16 protein-coding genes are annotated in these 16,574 nt (G+C 43.8%); 9 read left to right on the forward strand and 7 right to left on the reverse strand.

Annotation, left to right across the window (positions count from 1 at the left end):
- Window positions 1-10: 10 nt before the first annotated feature.
- The 5 genes from AB4484_RS09080 to AB4484_RS09100 all read left to right on the forward strand — a co-directional run bounded on the left by AB4484_RS09080 (window position 11) and on the right by AB4484_RS09100 (window position 5,709).
- Window positions 11-919 (forward strand): LysR substrate-binding domain-containing protein, encoded by a 909-nt coding sequence (locus tag AB4484_RS09080; protein WP_372077652.1) that lies wholly within the window; start codon window positions 11-13, stop codon window positions 917-919.
- Window positions 920-1,047: 128 nt separating this feature from the next.
- Window positions 1,048-2,217 (forward strand): MFS transporter, encoded by a 1,170-nt coding sequence (locus tag AB4484_RS09085; protein WP_048617394.1) that lies wholly within the window; start codon window positions 1,048-1,050, stop codon window positions 2,215-2,217.
- A 256-nt stretch (window positions 2,218-2,473) separates the two neighbouring features.
- Entirely contained in the window at window positions 2,474-2,851 is a 378-nt protein-coding gene (locus tag AB4484_RS09090) for a hypothetical protein (RefSeq protein ID WP_231625616.1), read from the forward strand.
- A gap of 197 nt (window positions 2,852-3,048) precedes the next feature.
- Complete coding sequence (locus tag AB4484_RS09095) at window positions 3,049-4,191, forward strand: diguanylate cyclase (protein ID WP_372077655.1); 1,143 nt, start codon at window positions 3,049-3,051, stop codon at window positions 4,189-4,191.
- A gap of 96 nt (window positions 4,192-4,287) precedes the next feature.
- The gene (locus AB4484_RS09100; protein ID WP_372077657.1) at window positions 4,288-5,709 is read left to right on the forward strand and encodes a hypothetical protein; all 1,422 of its coding nucleotides are present in this window, start codon (window positions 4,288-4,290) and stop codon (window positions 5,707-5,709) included.
- Window positions 5,710-5,867: 158 nt separating this feature from the next.
- Here the strand turns inward: AB4484_RS09100 and AB4484_RS09105 are convergent, their stop codons facing one another.
- Entirely contained in the window at window positions 5,868-6,614 is a 747-nt protein-coding gene (locus tag AB4484_RS09105; RefSeq protein ID WP_248368117.1) for a nuclear transport factor 2 family protein, read from the reverse strand.
- Window positions 6,615-6,815: 201 nt separating this feature from the next.
- Window positions 6,816-7,316, reverse strand: coding sequence for a nuclear transport factor 2 family protein (locus AB4484_RS09110; RefSeq protein WP_372077659.1), 501 nt, complete (start codon window positions 7,314-7,316; stop codon window positions 6,816-6,818).
- Between the two features lie 164 nt (window positions 7,317-7,480).
- Here AB4484_RS09110 and AB4484_RS09115 point away from each other — a divergent pair, with 164 nt between their 5' ends.
- Window positions 7,481-8,365 carry a LysR family transcriptional regulator gene (locus AB4484_RS09115; RefSeq protein WP_372077661.1) on the forward strand — a complete coding sequence of 295 codons (885 nt, stop codon included), beginning with the start codon at window positions 7,481-7,483 and terminating at the stop codon, window positions 8,363-8,365.
- Here AB4484_RS09115 and AB4484_RS09120 read toward each other — a convergent pair.
- Window positions 8,362-9,384, reverse strand: a complete 1,023-nt coding sequence (locus AB4484_RS09120; RefSeq protein ID WP_372077663.1) for a DUF2955 domain-containing protein — start codon at window positions 9,382-9,384, stop codon at window positions 8,362-8,364. The genes AB4484_RS09115 and AB4484_RS09120 overlap by 4 nt on opposite strands.
- Window positions 9,385-9,396: 12 nt before the next feature.
- Window positions 9,397-10,446, reverse strand: a complete 1,050-nt coding sequence (locus AB4484_RS09125) for an HlyD family secretion protein (RefSeq protein ID WP_372077665.1) — start codon at window positions 10,444-10,446, stop codon at window positions 9,397-9,399.
- Between the two features lie 407 nt (window positions 10,447-10,853).
- Between AB4484_RS09125 and AB4484_RS09130 the strand changes: the two genes are divergently transcribed.
- Window positions 10,854-11,096, forward strand: coding sequence for a hypothetical protein (locus AB4484_RS09130; RefSeq protein ID WP_048611711.1), 243 nt, complete (start codon window positions 10,854-10,856; stop codon window positions 11,094-11,096).
- Between the two features lie 152 nt (window positions 11,097-11,248).
- On the opposite strand, the gene AB4484_RS09135 is transcribed toward AB4484_RS09130, so the two are convergent.
- Together AB4484_RS09135 and AB4484_RS09140 are read right to left on the reverse strand one after the other, a co-directional pair.
- Window positions 11,249-11,869, reverse strand: a complete 621-nt coding sequence (locus tag AB4484_RS09135) for an SGNH/GDSL hydrolase family protein (protein WP_372077667.1) — start codon at window positions 11,867-11,869, stop codon at window positions 11,249-11,251.
- 317 nt (window positions 11,870-12,186) lie between these two features.
- Complete coding sequence (locus AB4484_RS09140; protein ID WP_372077669.1) at window positions 12,187-13,998, reverse strand: PLP-dependent transferase; 1,812 nt, start codon at window positions 13,996-13,998, stop codon at window positions 12,187-12,189.
- 142 nt (window positions 13,999-14,140) lie between these two features.
- On the opposite strand from AB4484_RS09140, the gene AB4484_RS09145 reads away from it, so the two are divergent.
- Window positions 14,141-14,596 carry an Lrp/AsnC family transcriptional regulator gene (locus tag AB4484_RS09145; protein ID WP_372077671.1) on the forward strand — a complete coding sequence of 152 codons (456 nt, stop codon included), beginning with the start codon at window positions 14,141-14,143 and terminating at the stop codon, window positions 14,594-14,596.
- An 11-nt stretch (window positions 14,597-14,607) separates the two neighbouring features.
- Here the strand turns inward: AB4484_RS09145 and AB4484_RS09150 are convergent, their stop codons facing one another.
- A complete protein-coding gene (locus AB4484_RS09150) occupies window positions 14,608-15,234 on the reverse strand; it encodes a type II secretion system protein (RefSeq protein ID WP_372077673.1) in 627 nt (208 codons plus the stop codon).
- Window positions 15,235-15,641: 407 nt separating this feature from the next.
- On the opposite strand from AB4484_RS09150, the gene AB4484_RS09155 reads away from it, so the two are divergent.
- Window positions 15,642-16,550 carry a dienelactone hydrolase family protein gene (locus AB4484_RS09155; RefSeq protein WP_372077675.1) on the forward strand — a complete coding sequence of 303 codons (909 nt, stop codon included), beginning with the start codon at window positions 15,642-15,644 and terminating at the stop codon, window positions 16,548-16,550.
- The last annotated feature ends 24 nt before the right edge of the window (window positions 16,551-16,574 follow it).

A 16,574-nucleotide genomic window follows, 5' to 3' on the forward strand; every position in this document is an offset into this window, starting at 1 on the left:
TTGAGGCTATATGGAAATCAAAGTACTAAAAAGCTTTGTGGCTGTCGCGACACATTGCAGTTTTTCAAAAGCTGCAAAAGAGTTGAATACCGTTCAACCTGCCATTAGCCGCCATATCACAAGCCTTGAACACGAACTTGGAGTGAGCCTATTTTTCCGTACATCTCGCGAAGTCGTCATTAGCGCCGCAGGGCAACACTTACTTAAAGATGCGATTAGACTCATCGAACAAACGGAACAAGCAAAACAGTCCGCGATTCGAGCTTCTTCTGGTTGTATTGGCACTTTAACTATTGGTTATCTTGGAGGCGCAACTCTGAGTTTTCTGCCTCGTTTAGTTCGACAGTATATTGCTGAAAACCCCAATATTGATGTTGATCTTGTTGAGATGACGGCTTCTGAACAGATCGAAGCTCTGGACAAACGAGAGATCGATATTAGCTTCTCTCGCCCACTGCCGAACCTGCTTGTTGATGATTACGCCTCGGTGACGATCTATACAGATAAGCTTGTTGCTGTTTTGCCCGTCACCCACGAGCTGGCTAAATACTCCACCATTCAAATGAAACAACTTCAGCAAGACCCTTTCATCTTATTTGAACGAGAACAAGCGGTAGGATTATTTGACTCCATCATTACTCAATGTGACCTATCTGGCTTCTCTCCAAATATAAAAAAACAACCCAACAACATGCAAACCGTGTTAACCCAAGTCTCTTCTGGCTTAGGTGTCTCTATCGCTCCGCATGCAATTCGTGATTTACGCAGTGAGGGCTGTGTATTTGTTAACCTTGAATCTGTGGATGTAGAGATGCCATTAGTGATGACACACCATTCACACACTCTATCCCCAACGGCCAGAGTATTTGTTGCTGTCGTACAGAGTGAAATTAAGGCGATTCAACAAAACATGGCTTAGAAAGTTATCTATACCAGATTCGTATAGAATTTAAATCAAATGGTTATTTTTGTTATTCAACCGCTAACCTTAGACTTAGCTCATCAAAATCATTCATTAAAACGATGAACCAAAGTTAAGGTGTCACCATGTCAAAATCGACTACAGAAGTGTTGAGCACAGGACGTTTATTACTGATGTCGAGCGCTGTCTCGGCAACTGCTGCGAACCTTTATTATAACCAACCTATCCTCCCTAAGATCGGCGCAGAGCTCGGGTTAACAAGCGAACAGCTAGGCGCAGTGCCAGCTGCCGGTCAGATTGGTTATGCCGTGGCACTGCTGTTCTTATCGCCCTTAGGAGACACGTTACCCCGCAGACGCCTAATAGCGATCTTGTCTGTCATGTTGGTGTTGTCATCTTTTGTCGCGTTTACTGCATCTAGCTTAGTGGCTTTGGTTGTTGCGTGTTTTGCGATTGGTTTGAGTGCCAACATCACGCAGCAGCTGATTCCATTTGCAGCGTCACTAAGTACTCCAGAAACGAAAGGAAAAGTCATTGGCACGTTAATGACTGGCCTAACTGTGGGCATCTTGCTTTCGCGTACACTCAGTGGATTCATCGGTGAGCAATTTGGATGGCGCGCGGTATTTATGATGTCAGCAAGTATTGCGATGGTCTTTGGTGTGTTGCTGTATGCTTTTTTACCGACGAACACACCGACAACTAAAATACCTTACCTTAAACTTGTTGCGAGCATGGCCACGTTAGTTAAGCAGCATGCGACACTGCGTACTTCCGCTTTAACTGGTGCGCTTTGGTTTGCTTCGTTCAATGCGCTGTGGGCGACGTTAGCTCTGCATGTCAGTGAATCTCCGTTTAATTACAATGCACAACAGGCAGGAATGTTTGGTGTTATTGCACTTGCTGGGGTAATTGGTGCCAAAGTTTCAGGGTCACTGGTAAGCAAGTTTGGATCTCGAAATATGATCAGTATGGCGTTAGTTATTATTACTGCTGGTTTTGTTATATCGGGGCTTTTCGCTGACACATTGGTTGGATTGATCGTCGGTATCATTCTCATTGACCTTGGGGTATTCAGCGCTCAAGTATCGAACCAAGTACGCGTATTCTCAATTGACCCACAAGCTCAAAGTCGTATCAACGGAATTTATATGCTTGGCTACTATCTCGGTGGTGCGTTTGGTTCATTTGTGGGAATTCAGGCATTTGAACGTGCGGGTTGGATGGGTGTTGTGGGCTTTAGTATTGCGGTCGTGATATTGAGTTTTATCGCTAACCGTTCAAATAAGCAATAAGTCTTCTCGCCTTGATCTTTAAATTTTAAGTTTTCCAATATACACAACGAATATTCACTCTGAGTTTGATAGCAAATTACCGACCAGTGATTTTCTATCGTTCTAGATCTGATAAGGCAGTAGTAACTCTACTCTCTCAAGTTTTGAATATCATGATTCTCAAACAAGCTTTCCTGCCTAGAAAGCGGTTATGCCTTTGCGAGATGATCTTGGTCTATTCTTATCATTTAGACGACTGAGTTCCGAGGCTTTGAGCATGAATAAACTGTTTTTAATCTTATTAGTTTTTATTTTGTCCGGATGCGGAACAAGTGATAGTGCTTTGATTGAGAGTGGTCACAACACCTCTTACATACAGGGCTTTCACGATGGTAGGCATAGCGGCATGCAAGAAAGCGGCAATAGCTTCGAAAACTACATAAAAGATGGGAAGCGCTTTGAATCAGACAGTGACTACAAACAAGGCTGGATCGCGGGTGAGTCTGAGGGGAAAAAGCTACAAGCGGAAGCAACAGCGATCGGTAAAGGTGCCGCTGCTGGTTATCCACAAAAATCGACAACGACAGATTTAGATGAAGTAGCAAAAGACACCTTAAAAGGCGTCGATACATCGGGCTTAGAGAATTTAAAATAAAAGTATAACAAAGCCAAGGTTGGAGTCTGGAATAACTCGTACCTTGCCCAACGCTTGCCCGACGCTTACAAATGCACCTAAGCAAAAATTGATCTGCATCAGCATATGGTTTAATAATGATTAACTACTAAGCATTCATAATACATATTGCGCAATACTGAATTGAGAGAGTTCATTTTTACGTTGTTGGTGATTTCATGGATGTTCACACCTTAGCTATATATACCTCTTTGTTAGCAGCCACGGTTGCGAGCGCTATGTTGTTAACGCATAAATATATACTCGCAGGCACCACGTTAGGGGTGAATTATATTGCTTATGCTGCTTTGCTGTTAGGAGCCAGTGTTACCCCACTTTCGTTCGGCGTTACTCAATCTTCAGTATCCATCGTTTTTCTTTCCAATGGTGCATACGCAACGGCTTTTGGTTTACTACTCGTCGGCATAACCGTGTTACGAGGAGCAAGTCGATCTTTTCTCGTAATATCAATCATCATTAGCTCCCTTGGCATTAGCTTCTTCCTTTATAGCGCTCTAATTGCGCCTTCTGTTACTTCTAGGATCGAGGCTCGAAGTATTCTCGTTGTGACGATATGTATCTTAGCCCTATGTGCAAACTATTCCGGGGAAAAGCACGATAACAGAGAAGCAAAGTGCCTGCTGAACCTAACCCTGTTTATCAACATTCTCTATATGGCAATTAGGGGCGTACTTGCTCATACCAAAGGAACGAACTCGAACTATTACCTGATATCAGATATTCATAAATTGTCTTTCGTTATCATGACAATCACAATTGTTAGCCTCGCATTTTCAGTGTTTTGGATCTTAACTGAGCGTTTGTTGAAGCAGACCTATCGTTCATCGATCACTGATGAACAAACCGGCCTTTATAACCGTAGAGGCCTAGCAGAACTGATACCCAAGCTTGTTCAACCAGGCCGAGAGAGTGACATTTCTGTGCTGATGGCCGACCTAGATCACTTCAAAAAAATTAATGATACCTATGGTCATGACAAGGGAGATGATGTGATTAAGCACTTTGGTCAAATTCTTGAAGATACATGCCGCACAAGCGATTTCTGTTTTCGCTATGGTGGAGAAGAGTTTGTTGTCATGTTACCTAGAGCGAATAAAGTTCAAGCAATGCAGATAGCTGAAAGAATAAGGAACCACGCAAAACACAACTCCAATCAAGAGCTCTCTTCTGGCACGTATACTGTCAGCATTGGAGTGACTCAGGCTCTCATAAACGATGACTGGATTTCATTAATTAAAAGAGCGGATAACGCCCTATACGACGCAAAATCTCAAGGGCGCGATTGCATTGTTGAGCGTTAAGCCGAGTTGTAAAACAGTGTAAATATTCTTCCATCACAAAACATGTTGGCTAAGATTCAAGAAGTTAAACACACACAACAAGTAAGGTTAGCAAGGATGCGCATTTTTCGGTTTGTTTTAGCGATAGCATTATTGGCGTCGTCGTCCGTAGTGATGGCAAAAGATAGCGACATGATTCGTGATATCACTCGGGAGCAAGTCGATGAAAAAGCGCTTACCGATGCAATCGCTTCAAGAACATTGTCTTGGCTAACGGGAAGCTCATCTAATAATGACTATATGTCTGTTGGTCGCATGGCTAACTACTTTGGTTTTGTTGGCTTGCGCGTGGCAAGTGGACATAGCCTTTCTCGAAGCCAAGTTGCCAAGCAAACTTTATCTGTCCTCAACTCTCAGCAACGAAACACTTTGCTAGCGTTGCTTGAACAACAAAAAACTCCTTTTGAGAAAGTTGCAAAAAGCCGATTTGCCATGAACAGAGCATTAGAAGGGTTATTAATCGGAGAGAGCATCTCTGAAGAAGAATTCCTCGAGCTTGGGCAGCGCTATGGTCAGCATGAAGCCCAGCTAGGCCAAATAATCGCTGAAGCCTTTGGCAAGATTATCCAGACTTTAACGGCAGAACAGAAACAGCAGCTCGACGCTATTCGACATGCTCACCTCAACGGAAAAGGTCAAGAGCTAGCAAAAGGTAACTCTAAGCCAAAGATTAAACTCAATAAAAATGACAAAAAAGAGCTAACCAACCTCGCCGCTCGCTTCTTAAGTTGGTCTACAGGTAGTGAAGCGTTTAATGACTTCGAGGTAGTGGGAAAACCTAGCCAGCACTTTGGTTTTGTAAGCTTAAGAATAGCTTCTAATCACGGAGTTAAAAGAGGCCAAGTATCTAAAGAGGTAATGTCATTACTCACTGCAGATCAACGAAAGGTACTGGAACAGGCTGCCCAAAGTAATATTGATGAGTTTAATCGTTTTATCGAGCAACGCGGAAAGCTAATGCGCAACTTAGAAGTCGCACAAAATGGTCAATCGATTGAGACCGAAAATGTACTCAGATATGGTCGTGAGGTCGGAAAGGTTGAAGCCAGCATGACCTGGAGCCAAGCGATGGCCATGCTCAAAGTACGAGCATCATTAACAGATGAACAGTCTCAATCTCTACTCAGTATTCGCAACAAATATACCGCAGTTGGCGATCAAAACTTACCGAAAAATAGTGTAGATCGAGGTCGCCAGCTTTACTCACAATGTAGCTTGTGTCATTCAGACAGCTCAACCACGGCTCCCAATTTGAATTCAATTGTTGGTCGTAAAGTGGCTTCAGATGACAGTTATAACAATTACTCTAAAGCCATCATCGATTTTTCTGGCAGCCATAAGGTTTGGACGGAATCACTGTTAAAGCAATTTATTGCATCACCTAAGGCTCTAATTCCAGGTACATATATGGGATTCTCAGGCTTGCGAAATACTCAGGACCAACAAGCGTTAGTCGACTATCTAAGTTCGTTAAATTAGCTGTTTGGGGCGAATTCAAAGAGCCAAACTCATTGAAGATCCGATAGCGAATACGCCAAAGTGTGCGGCGTATTCGCTTAACTATTTTGGCGGTAAGTGAAGGTCTTTCACACTCACCTCTCATAAGCCGATAACCGAGCCATCCCCTTAAAGCGACTCTAGAATTTCCCGCCATTTACCCATTCTGCTTTTGGTGGCACGGGTTCTTGGTTTACCCATATCTCTTTAATTTGACCGCCCTCAACTCGGAATAGATCAAAACGCGCAACCTCGAGGCCATGTTCAATAACTCGGCTGTAAGCTGCTACGAAGTTACCTTGACCGACAATCTTAAACACATGGTCATAGCCACCAATATAACTCTCCAAAGGGCTCACATCTGAGGCTTGATAAACGGCTAGCTCCTCGTGCTGGAGGTATTTTGATAGCTTGTCTTTCTGCCCTAGTACCATGACATCACATAAAAAATCACGGATAAGGTTTTTATTCTCTTCTGTTTTATCTAGGTCAGTATGATTGATTGGCCCTTGCAGCCGACCTTCCCCTTCCGTTGGTTGAGCTTCGAAGGCAGAAATTACATCCCAATGTTCAATAATTTTATCGTCATTATCGGTATCGAATAAATCCGTAGTCACCCACTTATATTCGCCATTATTAATATCTTGGAATGCTTGAACAAATACGAATTGGCCATCGACGATTGAGCGTATGATCTTTATGTCTCTAACAGGGCAACGTTTTAAGAAGGGTTCGAAGAACTCGACAAAACCATCAATACCGTTGCGTACCCCAGTGCTATGTTGAGTATAACGTTGACCAGTGTACTTCGTTACCGCCTCTAATGCATGACCATCGCGGATACCTTCCAAATACAGATTAGTCGCATTTGCTAGCTTATTGCTCATAATAGTTGCTCCAAACTTAATAGTGCCAAAGTACGTTATTTGGCTCGTTCGCTGAAAACCCTGATGAAGATAGTTTCAGGTATCCTTTTAACTGCCGGATTGTTGAATCGGCTCGACCATCGCGTCGCTATTCAAAACCAAGTTAAGCTCGATATACCTCTGTAGAATATCGAGCTTTTACAACCTAATTGGTCACTGTGGTTACTGTTTGGCGTGATAAGCTTTAGATACTGCGTAGCTATCCTCAAACCAGTTCCAACTCTTCACTTTGCCATCTTCAACCTGAACTCGAACCGCCCAGCTGAATTTACCCGTGTCTACACCAGATTCATTCGCAATGGCACTCATGCTGCCCATGAATACTGCTTGGTCGCCGTTTACAAAACTATAGTCTGTTGACCAGCTTGTGACTTTCAAACCTGCGCCAAATAGAGGAAAGAAAGTGTTGAGCACTTTTTCTTTTGACTCCCAGTTACCGATCCAAGGGATGTCGGCGTCACCTTCGTTGCGCCAGACAAAATCATCAGCCATCAATGCTTCTAGTTTTTCCATATCACCAGAGCCTGCCGCCCATAAGAATGCTTGAGCTGTTTCTAGTGTCTTTGCTGAATCGACGGCTTTTGTTTCATCTGCAAAGGCTGGAGTGAATTGAAAAAAAGCCAGAAGACTCGCTAGACCGATAAGTAGATTTTTCTTTAACATTTTCTTTCTCCTGATTGTCAATTTTGAAGCTCAATGCGTGGGAGATTAAAAGTGCCATCAGTGCATACTTTGAACTTCAGTTCTGTTTGTTGCCTTGTTGAGATAACTATAGCTGTGCTAAATTTTTGGTAAACTCACTAATTGAACACGTTGGATATGCGCAAATGCACAACATAAGATGGGATGACCTGCAATATGTTCTAACAGTGGCGAATGAAGGATCCCTGTCGGCCGCGGCAAGAGCACTTGGTGTAAACCACAGCACCGTTTTACGTCGTATTGACACCTTTGAGTATCGTCACAAATTACGAATTTTCCATAAACTTCCTACCGGATACAAACTAACGGTTGAAGGGCAAAAGCTTCTGGAGTCAGCTCTCGCTATCGAATCCACAGTAAGAGAATTGGAGCACAAGGTTTTTGGACAGGAATTGAAGCTAGAAGGTACGCTAAGAATAACGACGACCGATGCGTTATCTCGCCTCATTCTGGGTACTCATTTGGCTGCTTTTCATCGGCTTTATCCAAAAATTCAGTTAGAACTCAGCCTCACATCTCGTCAATTGGATATTTCACACCTAGATGCAGATATCGCGATTCGCCCGGCAAATGAGTTGCCAGCCCATTTAGTTGGGACCAAGTTAAGTAAAATTGCCTTTGGTGTTTACGGATCGCCAGAATATATAAATGGCCTTAAGAGTAAGCACCCCTTAAAGTCTGCATCTTGGTTAATGATGCATAGAGGCAGTGCTTCGCTACAGGTTTCTGAACTGATTTCGGAAGACAAAATTGTCATGAAAGCCGACTCTTTTGAGCCCCTGATCATCGCGGCTGAAAATCAGATGGGGTTAGCCTACTTACCCTGCTTTTTAGGTAACAGTAAGGGAACTCTGCACAGAGTAGATGTGGAAGTGATGCACCAAAATACAGACCTATGGATGATGACTCATAAAGATTTAGAAGATTCAGCCAGAGTAAAAGCATTTTTTAATTTTATGAAAGGCGCAATCAAATCAGACCATAATCGGTTGGCCGGATTTGATTATTAGCGAACGAGTGCCGGCTCTTCACCATTAGGCTTACGAACAAAATGACACAAAGCCCACAGCACAAACAAAGTTACAGTGAGCTCCCAAGCGCGTAGGAAGGTACTTTCCAACCCCAAATTGCTACTGGTCATGTACAACTGAATCGGCAGCATGGTCGCCAATAATGCATCGGCATGAACGTCTCTGGCTGAACCTTTCGCTTTGGCCATTGATGCGGTGATCATAAAGGCAAATAAACCCAACACTATGGTGTAGTAACCGAATGTAGATTGATGCCCTGCCATCAACAAGGTGAACACCACGGCTACTGCACAGCCGCCTACTTGAGTTTGAAAACGGCGGTCAACCACGTCAATAAAGCTTTTGTGTGTGGTTTGAGTTGCAGCAGCAATCACTGGAACCATGCAGAACGTTGCTGAGATGATGTCGACAATCATCAAGAATGCCAAACCAAGACCAATCAATGCGAGTGAAATGGCTCTGCTCTCAAATGTGACTGGCTGTTCTTTAAATACAGGAGGCTTGTTTCCTTGCTCAACAGGGAACAGAGCCACCATGGTTTTTGCTACTACCATGGTAATCAACATGGATACTAAAATTTCATGAATGCGCATCGGCATATCCATGGTGGAGTGCTGAGCAAACACCACAATCAAAATCCAGTTGAAGGTTGGCATCAACATTTTACCTTTCTTCGCTGGCGTATTGGCTCGACGACGCATAAAGTCGAAGAAGAACAGGCTAATGGTCCACACCACAAACGGATGCTGTGAAAATACCTCAGTCACCACCAGCGCTGTACTTGCTGCCAATAAAGTCGGTGACAAAGTACGGATCAGGCCAAGCCAAGAATAATCTTTGTTCTTGGTCATGATGATGGTTGGATACAACGCCAGATAAACGGGAGAGTCTAGGTTTAGTAGCTTTCCCAACACCATACAAATCGTCACAGTAAGTGCAACACGCAGCGCTTCATTACGTTGAGATTGACCCTGTGCAGTGTTTTCAAATGTCCACATCGTCATCTCCTACTAGTAGATGTAGCGAAATGTTGAAACCAAGTGAATCCAAGCCGAGCCAATAACGTGCATTATTGGATTGCCGCTTTCAACAATCACACTCGCGCGTGAACCTGAGATCATCGAAGGATCCAGTTCATTAACGCTAATGCGGGTACGTACTTTCTGTTGCTCACGGATCCAACGCGTATCATTGGTCACGCTAGACAACTTGCCATTGGCATTATTGGTGTCGTAAATCGCACGCTCTTGGCTACTCACTTCCCCCGTAAAGACTTGGCCCGGTAGCGCATCAAAAGAGACCAAAACTTCGCGGCCATTAGTTAGCTTATCAATGCCTTTCTCATTGAAGTCCGCACTGATCCACGCATGAGCTTCATCCACCAGCAGCAATGATGAAGTACCTTGAGTGATATAACTGCCCGATTGCAATTGTAAGTTGGTCACGACACCTTCCGTTTGCGCGACGACTTGTGTGTGGCCTAAATCCAGTTCCGCACTGGCAAGTTTTGCTTCTGCTAATTCAATGGCCGCTGTGCGGTCTTGGGTCGATAACTCAACCTCAATGCGTTTCACTTCCGCGTTCGCAGCTTCAACCGCACTACTCGCAACTTGTGTATTGGTGATTGCATCATCAAGATCTTGTTCCGTCGCGAGCCCTTTGTTACGCAGTTTTTGGTTACGTGCGAGTTTCTGTTTCGCATTGTGATATTCAAACTCTCGTTGGCTTTGTGTTTGTTTCGCTGCTGCTAATTGCTGCCATTTCGCTGAGTCAGAATCACGCGCTTGATGCAGTTCGGCTTGCGCTTGTGCCACTTTCAATTGGTAGCTACTGGCATCGATAGCAAATAATGGCTGCCCTTTTTCAACCAACTCGCCATTACTAACCATGACATCGGTAATCACACCGGACACTTCTGGCGCAATGGTCGCTACGTTACGATACAAAGTCGCTTGAGTGGTAAAAGGGGAAACATTATCTGAGGTGACTAAAAAAGCGGAGAACAATGCTGCCGCTGAAAAAACAGTGTAAATTGCGTATCTATAAAAATTTTCGTTCATGCTTGTGCCTAGTTTTCATTCGTTATAAAGCGCCGCGCTCACGGCTTATTCGATTCTCTTGTCTACGAAAACTAGGTTATAACCATTCACAAATGGAAAATAGAGCCAATAAAAGAAGTGAGGATTCCACATTTGGAAAGGTTTATGATTTGTACCGATTTCGCTCAGTGGTTGAGCGAAAAGGTCAGATAAGGGTGTATTGTAACGTTCGCATTCAGTTCCTCCCCTTTCCTTCGCTACGATCAATAGGAGATTGAAGAAGTAAGCCGCACCCAGTTACATTCCATTGGATTGCTTAATTTGAACTAGCTTCTTATGGTTAAAATGCCTATTGTACAAACCATAAAATTATAAAGACTCGCGGCCTTTGCCACAGAGACTCTCCATTTAAAGCGAAAAGACTTACTATGAATTTTGATATCAATGCACTGAAACACCACCAACTGGTCGAAGATGGTCAATTAGAAGGGTGTTACATTCATCAGCCTGTGCAAGGCAGTCAGCCAGATGACAAAGCCGTTTTAGAAGAGCGCCAAGCGCTGGAAAGCCAAGGATATAAGGTGGTTCAGGTTAAAGCGAAAGGCGGAACAACTACGTTTGCCGAGGCTATGCAAGAGCTCGCGAAAAAGACAGGCCACCAGCCTAAATAGTAATCGAACGCTTTATCCACCTCTGAATTACTATTTAGATTCACGAGAGAGTAAACGAACACTCCGTATAAGGATGAACCGTTCCTGTGTTTACTCTCACAACTGAATTAAAGCTAATTACTGAAAGTAGAGAATAACTTAAGCTGCAACCTTTACAATATGGTTGGGATACGTTCAGCTAATATCTCAGCGAATTTCTTATGTTGTTCAATTTGCCAATGTATACCCTCATCTGGGCAAGGTTTAATTTCACTTGCCGCATCGAAGAAGTGGCAGCCAAGCTCTTCAGAACGAAGCTTGAAGTAATAGGCAAGCTCCTTTGATTTAGGCTCCGCGTTCGCAAAACCCTCTTTCAACGGGTTTACTTCAAGAACATGCGTAGGCGACACTAACAAAACTTCGGGCGGCTTCGCCATGAAACTGTGCTGATAGTTTTTTATCAATTGAACAAGTCGAGCTGAACCTTTGGATATATCACTAGCAGTCAAATTAAATCGAGACTTCAAATCATTCGTCCCTAACATCAATACGACTAGGTCTGGATGATGACTTTCGATACACGGTAAAAGGTAATCTAGTCCGTTTTTTCCAGGTTCATAAGGGTCATTTAAAACTGTAGTTCGGCTATTTAGCCCTTCTTCAATTACTACATACCCTTCAGGTAGTTTTTTTTGAAGCAGCATCGTCCAGCGTTCTTCAGAATTATACCTACGTGGTAAATCAGGTGAGCAACCCCAAGTATTAGAGTCCCCAAAACATAGAATTGATTTCATACTCATTCCTGTAGTTTATTGAAATATTAATAGTATTATTATACAAATATTATTAGCGTTACTAGCACTGTGTCATATAACCTTTGCGGTTGGTGCGTGGCTTTGCTTTACCAAAAGTAAATCTACTTAGGCATAATAAGTAAATACCTGCTCATTTTCGTCAGTAAAAACTATCCTTGGATTTGTTCTGGATTGGTTTATGCCGCTACCTAGAACCCAAAAGGCCTCGCACGTGCGAGGCCTTACGTTTTTCATTTAACGTTTACAGCTACCCTACTTCGCTGACTTCTCTTGTTAACTTTCCTTACTGACCTAAGTTACTGACTCAACTGACTGAACTTCGGCAAGCTTTTCACAAACCTCTGGTGTACATCCATATAGGTTTGCATATAGATTTCATCGATATTGTCACCACTCGGGAAGCTGGATGAGAAATCGACGTGCTTACGGTCAATCGATAATTTAGCGGCCTCGACAATATGAGCAATGAACATTCTAGGATCTTCCAACCCGATAGAGATACGCATTGTCGTCGGTTTGATACCGGCTTCATTGAGCGCTTCATCACTGAGTTCTGAATGCGTGGTCAGGGCTGGGCACAAGGCCACGGTGTTGGTTTGCCCTAAGCTCACTTGCATGCCGATAGCGGGCTCAAGCATGTCGAAGAACTGTTTAAACCCATCTCGATTGATTGGCGCACGGTCGCCGTTACCTTCCATATCGATTGTGAAAAGCGCCGCTGGTAGCCCCAAGTACATGTTGTTCTGGCAGTGTTGATAGTTGTCACTGTCTGGCAAAGCAGGACACGAAACATTGATGTCTGGGTGAGCATCAAAGATCTTCGCGAGAGTCAGTGTATTAATGGTTTTCTGCACCACGCGCATCTCATAAGTTTTCATGCCGTTAAGCACTTCAAACGCTTTGTCTGCATCTAAGAATGCGCCTTTAATGTAGTACACATTCCAAAACAGGGTTTCGTTCCATGGGATTTTGGCCTCATCACCGTTGGGCTTGGTGAAAGTGACCTCCTCTCCTTTTGGCACAAACATAGTCTCATTGCGACCAATCACAACCCCGGCAGTTGTGGTGCCAGAACCCGCCAGTTCTTTGGTATAAGAGTGAATCACATAATCAGGTCTTTCCATCGCATCATCACGTTTCAGTACTGGATGTAATAAAGGCGTGCCCACTGTCGAGTCAACAATCACATCCCAACCACGAGAGTGACCAGCTTTACTTATACTCGCAACATCTAGCACGTACCCATGCGGGTTACACGGTGACTCAAGGTAAACATAGATCTTCTTACCCGCGGCGAGGCGGTCTGCGTATTTTTCAGCAACCTCATCAAGTCGAGACGCAAACTCATCTCCGGAGTAACCATCCACCCACTCTACCGCGACATTCAGATTCGAAGGTTTTCCAAACCAATCTTCCAACAGTTGGTAGGAACCGCCGTAAATATTGCGCGAGGCCAACACAATGTCTTCATGCCCAAGTAAATGGCTCAACAACCCATCAATGGCCGCCATCCCCGAGTTAAAGTTCCATGCGAGGTACTCGTTGGCTCTAGAACCAGCCTCAAGGTCAACCATGTGGTTAGCTAATGAAATCGATGTCGGATTAAGCAGGCGAGAATAAATATCGTGCAGCGGCTCTTTACCGTTAAACGCATCTTCAATCCATTCTGTACACGCAAACAAATAGGTCGCGGTACGTGTAATCACAGGGCTTGCAGAAAATATAGCAGCGACATTATCGAAGATAGGATACGCGCCTTTTGAGGCAAAATTACCATTATTGGTGGCAATAGATTGGTAAGTGGCACGCATTGGGTTTTGCAGATTGTCGAGGATCTTCGCGATCTGGAATGACAAAAACCGTTTGGCGTTAAACCAAGCGATTCGGTCACTCTTGTCGAGTTCTGAAAGTCCATCAACGGTCAATGCCCAAAGGTCGTGAGTCTTGGTATTGGCTTGGTACAGTGTCGTCGCCAGTTCAATCAGCGTGACGCCGTAATCACTGTTTGGGTCGATACCAAAATGCTTTGCTTGCTCAATGGCAAGGGCTTCTGCTTGTTCGTGTTTGGTGGTTTTTCGCAGCGGGCTAAGTTGAGTTGATGTATTCATAATTCCTAAGTCATTCCATGCTTGTTGTTCCTCCTTTAATTCTAGTTTTACGCAGATGTTAAAAATTGCTATTTGCGAAGTAAGACATACACTTTGAGCAATAATATTGCCAAATAGACTTGAATATTGATGGGATATACTAATGGACGAGATCGACAAGAAAATACTGGCTGAACTTCAAAACAACGCTCGGCTGTCTAATCAAGAGTTGGCCGATCGTGTGGCACTGTCACCCTCTCCTTGTTTGCGTCGAGTTCGAGCATTAGAGAAACAAGGGATTATTCGCGGCTATCACGCCAGTGTCGACCAAGAAGCATGTGGCCTGCCAGTCAATGTGTTTGTGTTGGTGAAACTTGAAAAGCCCACAGAAGAGAACATGCGCGACTTTGAGCATCACATTGAAGCGATTGATGAGGTGTTAGAGTGCTTTTTGATGACAGGCAATCACGACTACCTATTGCATGTCGTCAGTGAGTCGCTCAAAAGCTACGAGCAGTTCATCCGCAAACAACTAACTCGCCTGCCCAATATTGCCTCTATTGAATCCAGCTTCGCGTTTGGGCAGGTAAAAACGAAAACCAAGCTTCCAGTGAGATAATTAGACACGACTTAATTTTGCTGTGCTGATGGCATTGGATAATCATCTCCAATCATACAGATAAGTGCGCCGCCAAAAGCTTTGTCGTAACGTATTTTTCCTGTCGCATCAGAATTTTCTATGCTCGAACTGCCGTCCACAATCTTATTAATTTCTTGTGCGACTTTTGTTGGTACCAACCAGATACAAGCTGCAACAGAGCAAGTGGATGATGACGATTCGCAACCGGTCTCGGAGCTTCCTCTTACCCAAAGGCTATCCTTTTCCTTAAGCAGTAATTGCGTTGCTATGTAATCTGGATGGTCGATGTACTGATCGCCCCCTATCCATGTATCGTCATAAGGTAGATATGGCCCTTGCCATGTTGATAAGCCCGGATTTTCAATTAAGTGATTGATGTTTAAGTAGCCGAAGTTCGTGTCGGTATCGAAAGTGATTGGAGGCAAAGAGCCATTATCACGAGAATATTGCTCAGCGGCATCCAAAACAGTATTAAGTTGCCCGATTAGAAATTTTGCCTCGTCGACACGGGACATACGGTTCCCGAACTGGTTGTAGATAAAAAAAGCGGCAATGAGCATCAATAAGCCAAACGTTACAAGTTTCCATTTTTCTATCTGACGCAAAAGTTTCAACATCTATTTTTATCTCTCATCAAGAAGGTTCTGATAACGCTAAGGCAATCCCTATGGGAAAGAGTATACCAGAGTAAAATCAAGCGTTTTGCATTGAAACGTACTTGTCCATGTCTGTGGCAAATAAACCTAGTTCTGATGTGCCCAACTTAGCGCTAGAACCTCCCTAAAAACAGATAATCATCACACCCTACTTCACTGACTTAACCCTCAAATCACCTTGTATTGAATTCCTCCGAAAACAAACCAAAGCGATGGGAATCGATTCGAAGTGATCATTTTATCGGACTGTCATCTAATTTTTGTACTTTGATATAACAAATAGCTCAAAAGAAATTGAGCGATCGTTCAATTATATTAAATTTTCCACTATAGTTGATTGGTCAAACAACTCACAACAAGGAAAAGTTATGAATCAAAATACCGAATCTCAATCAGCCCCGACTCGATCTATCCCTCAAGAAGCATTTGATTGGTACGACGAATATGCACATGGTTTGATTGATCGCAGAGAGTTTATGGCTCGTCTATCTGGGCTAGCTGTACTTGGCTTAACCATGACGACGCTAACTTCTGCATTGATTCCTAATTATGCGCAGGCAGAGCAAGTCTCTTTCAATGATCCTTCCATCAAAGCAACTTACGAGAAGTTTCCTTCACCTAAAGGACACGGCGAAGGCTATGGCTACTTGGTGGTACCCAAAGAGTTAGAGGGCAATGCGCCTGTTGTATTGGTCATTCATGAAAATAGAGGCCTCAATCCATACATAAAGGATGTTGCAAGACGACTCGCAGCGGCAGGGTTTATTGCGTTTGCACCTGATGCACTCTATTCGCTTGGTGGGTATCCAGGTAATGATGACGAAGGTAGAGCGATGCAGAAGTCGCTATCAAAAGAGAAAATCGAAGAAGACTTTATCGCAGCGGCAAACTTCTTGAAGTCCCATGAAAAAAGTAACGGCAAGCTAGGCGCAGTCGGTTTCTGCTTCGGTGGCTATATCGTAAATATGTTGGCTGCGGTAATGCCAGAGCAACTCGATGCGGGCGTTCCATTCTATGGTACTCCTGCCGCACCAGATTTAAGAAAGAACGTAAAAGGCCCCTTGCTCATCCAATTCGCAGGAATCGATAAACGCGTAAACGCGACTTGGCCAGACTATGAAGCCGAACTCAAAGAGAACGAAGCAGACTACACCGCTTACATCTATGACGGCGTGAACCATGGCTTTCATAACGATTCAACTGGCCGCTATGCTGAAGAAGAAGCAGAGTTAGCTTGGAAACGTACACTTGAGTTCTTTAACCAAAAGCTTTCTTAATAGTTAGCTTTACTGAACCCGTTT

The sequence above is a fragment of the Vibrio sp. 10N.261.46.A3 genome (assembly GCF_041472995.1).
In the GTDB taxonomy this organism is placed as follows: domain Bacteria; phylum Pseudomonadota; class Gammaproteobacteria; order Enterobacterales; family Vibrionaceae; genus Vibrio; species Vibrio coralliirubri.